Annotated in this window: 2 protein-coding genes; both read left to right on the top strand. The window is 62.3% G+C overall.

The window, feature by feature from the left end; translation table 11 throughout:
* Positions 1–2141, top strand: a 2141-nt coding sequence (gene drmA / locus AC2VLV_RS04150; protein ID WP_486988775.1) for a DISARM system helicase DrmA, incomplete at its 5' end; no start/stop codon positions are given.
* Positions 2142–2191: 50 nt separating this feature from the next.
* A partial coding sequence (drmB, locus tag AC2VLV_RS04145; RefSeq protein ID WP_486988774.1) for a DrmB family protein occupies positions 2192–3699 on the top strand: 1508 nt, incomplete at its 3' end.

Raw genomic sequence — 3699 nt, 5'->3', positions numbered from 1 at the left:
CGGAGGCGTACCTAGGTGTAGCCGCCTTCACCATGGCCATTCGGCGCATGCAGGGCAACCTGGGCGGCTACGACGGCTCGCGCGGTCTGGCCGTGATCATGCGTTACACCCTGCGCCTGCTGACGCTGCAGCAGTTTCAGCGTGCCACGGCACTGATCTGTGCGATGGAGGTGCTGCGTCGCGAGGCGCTGGCCAAGGGTGACGAATCGCTCGGCATCGAACCCTTCACCATCGGACTGTGGGTGGGCAACAAGGTGACCCCTGGCACGACCGAGGACAGTCATCGGGCCATCGAGGACATCCGCAATCCCGGTAAGTACAACGCCGGCGCGGCGTCTCCTGCGCAACTGACCAGTTGCCCTTGGTGTGGCTCGGAAGTCGCCCCAGGGCGCGACGTGGAGGTCGACAAGGGGCGTGGGCGCACCTTCGTCTACTGCGGCGACAAGAAGGGCCGTTGCGACTTCTCGAAAGGCAAGTCCAGCAAGCTCCCGCACGCGGGCATTCCGGTACTGGTCGTGGACGAGGAGATCTACCACCGTCCCCCGACGATGATGATCGCCACCGTGGACAAGTTCGCCATGATGGCGTGGCGGGGCCAAGTGCGCACGCTGTTCGGTCGGGTCGGCCAGGAATGCGAGCGGCACGGCCTGCTATGGCAAGGCGCGGACTGCCATGGTAACCACCAGGCCGGAAAGGGGCTCGCTGCCACCAAGGTCAAGAACATCAGCCCGATCCGACCGCCGGACCTGATCATTCAGGACGAGTTTCATCTGATCAGCGGGCCGCTCGGCACCATGGTTGGCCTGTACGAGACGGCCGTGGACGAGCTGTGCGGCTGGAAGCTCGGCGAACATATGGTCAAGCCGAAGATCATCGCGTCGACCGCCACGGTGCGTAAGGCCCGCGAGCAGGTGAACAACGTCTTCATGCGGCGTGTGTCGGTGTTCCCGCCGCACGGGCTGGACGTGGAAGACAACTATTTCTCGGTCCAGCGACCGATCGAGGACAAGCCGGGACGGCGCTACCTCGGGGTCTGCTCTCCCGGAAGTTCACGACCTGCGATGCTGATCCGCGTCTACACGGCGTTCCTGACTGCTGCTCAGGCACTGTTCGATCACTTCGGCGAGCCAGCAGATCCGTACATGACCATGGTCGGCTACTTCAACTCGCTGCGCGAGCTGGGGGGCATGAAGCGCTTGGCCGAGGACGACGTGCAGACGCGTTCCTACCGGGTGCAGATGAGCATGGTCGAGCGGCCCGCGTTGGCGCAACGCAGCGTCAGCAACATCCGCGAGCTGACCTCACGGGTCTCCAGCCAAGACATCCCGAAGTACCTCGACAACCTCGAGGTGAAGTTCAAGTCCGAGTTCGATGCCGCAGCCGGCAAGTACGTGACCAAGTGGCAAGAGGGCGACACCCGGGCGATCGATGTGGTGCTGGCCACCAACATGCTGTCGGTGGGGGTCGACGTCAATCGGCTGGGACTGATGGCGGTCAACGGCCAGCCCAAAGGCACGGCGGAGTACATCCAGGCCACCAGCCGAGTGGGTCGTTCCTTCCCCGGCTTGGTCTGCACAGTGCTCACCTGGGCACGACCACGAGATCTCTCGCACTACGAAACCTTCGAGCATTACCACGCCACTTTCTACAAGCACGTCGAAGCGCAGTCGGTGACGCCGTTCTCGCCGCGCGCGATGGACCGTGGCCTGACCGGCTCGCTGCTGAGCCTGATGCGTCTGGAGAACGATGTTTTCAGCCCCAACGAGGGGGCAGGCAAGTTGGACAAGTCAGACCAGACCGAGATCACCGATGCCATCGATGTGCTCGTCAGACGAGCCTGGAATGTCAGCGAGCTGTCCAGCACCAAGGGCCTGGCCGAACAGGAACTCAAGGAGCGCGCAGATGAGTGGGCCAAGGAAGTAGGCAAAGGTGGCCGCATCCTGGCCTATGAGAAGCGCGGCCCCGAGAAGGACAAGACAGTTGCATTGATCAGGTCACCGGGCATCCAGGCCTGGGACAACTGGACCGTACCAATGTCGATGCGCGAAGTGGAGCCCGGCGTGCGTTTGATCATGAATACAAGCCACATCACGGACGACCACGATTGGAAGCCTCGTCCCGCGACGAAGGATGAGGACTGAACATGACGACGAGTAATAAGACTCCAGTCGGAGAAGTAAGACCCAGCCAGTTGCTCTGGACCTACGGGCCAGGGGCGTTGATCGATCTGCCGAGCCTGTCCGTCGTGACGCTTGGCATCGACCGATGGGAAAAGGACCGCTGCCAACCGATCCAGGAAGCCAGACTGCTGGCCGCCGTTCGGAAGGTGCTTGGAGCACAGGTCGAGAACTTGCGGATGCCGCCGTTCCAGAAAAGCGAGCTCGTCGATGTCTGGTCGGCCGAGGCCAACATCGGCGTTCCCGTCCGGCCATTCCCGCGCTGGATGCGCTGCGTGAAATGCGGCCTGCTGTCCCCCTTCGATGCCGGACTGTTCGAGATCAAGGAGAACCGCTTCAGGCCCGAGCGAACCCGGTTCGTCCACAAAGGATGTCGGGGTTCGAAGGGCGATCAACCCGCCAAGGACGCCGATGCCGTACCGGCACGTTTCCTGTTGGCCTGTCGCGATGGTCACCTCGACGACTTCCCTTGGCACTACTTCGTCCACGGTGGAAACAGTTCATGCAAGGGCACGCTACGCTTCTTCGAGAGCGGCGCCTCGCTGCAGACGGAGAATCTATGGGCGAAATGCGATACGTGTGGTGCGTCGAGGAGCATGGCCCACGCCTTCGGCAAGGCCGGAAAAGAGAATCTGCCGGGTTGCCGAGGACGACATCCCCACCTCGACCACTTCGACAACGAATGTGACGAGGAAGCGCGGGCGGTTCTGTTGGGCGCCACGAACAGTTGGTTCCCAATCACACTTTCGGCGCTCGCGATTCCCCAGACCAAGGACCCACTCAGTCAACTGATCCAGGATGGCTGGGAGTTCTTTGAAGAGCTGGAGTCCGAAGCGGAAGTGTTGGTGACGGCGAAGACGCTTAAAAAGACCGGAGCGCTGCCAGGGATCGACAAATATCCTGCGGCGTCGATCTGGTCGGCTATCGAGGCGCACCGTAGCGGTGGCGGACAGGAGGTCGTGGGCGAGGCCGATATCAAGGGCCCCGAATGGGACGTGCTGACAGAAGCGAATCCGCCCACGGACTACCCGCACTTCATGAGCAAGAAGGTCGGCACGCCACCGGCTTTTGCGAAGCACATCGGCAGAGTGCTGCTTCTGGAGCGACTGCGAGAGGTCAATGCCTTGCTCGGTTTTACTCGGGTGGAGGCGCCCGAAGAAACTGGCGACCCGAACGAACGGCCCCAGATGGCCAACCTCTCACGAAGCAAACCGGATTGGGTTCCCGCGAACCAGGTACATGGTGAGGGTATCTTCATCCAGTTCGATGAACCGGCGCTCGTCGCTTGGGAAGCACTACCTGCCGTCGCGCAGGTCGACAAGATGCTCCGGGGCGGCCACAGGGGATGGCGCAATTCACGTCATCTCGATCCTGACGAGGGCTACCCCGGCATTCGCTACGCCCTGCTCCACACGCTATCGCACTTGCTGATTCGTGAGCTGGCGTTGGAGTGCGGCTACAACGCAGCGAGTATCCGCGAGCGAATCTATGCCGACACCTCGGGCGAGAGTCCGCAGGCCGG

This window comes from Thiomonas sp. TH-17, assembly GCF_057473305.1.
This window is presented reverse-complemented; position numbering and strand designations above follow the sequence as displayed.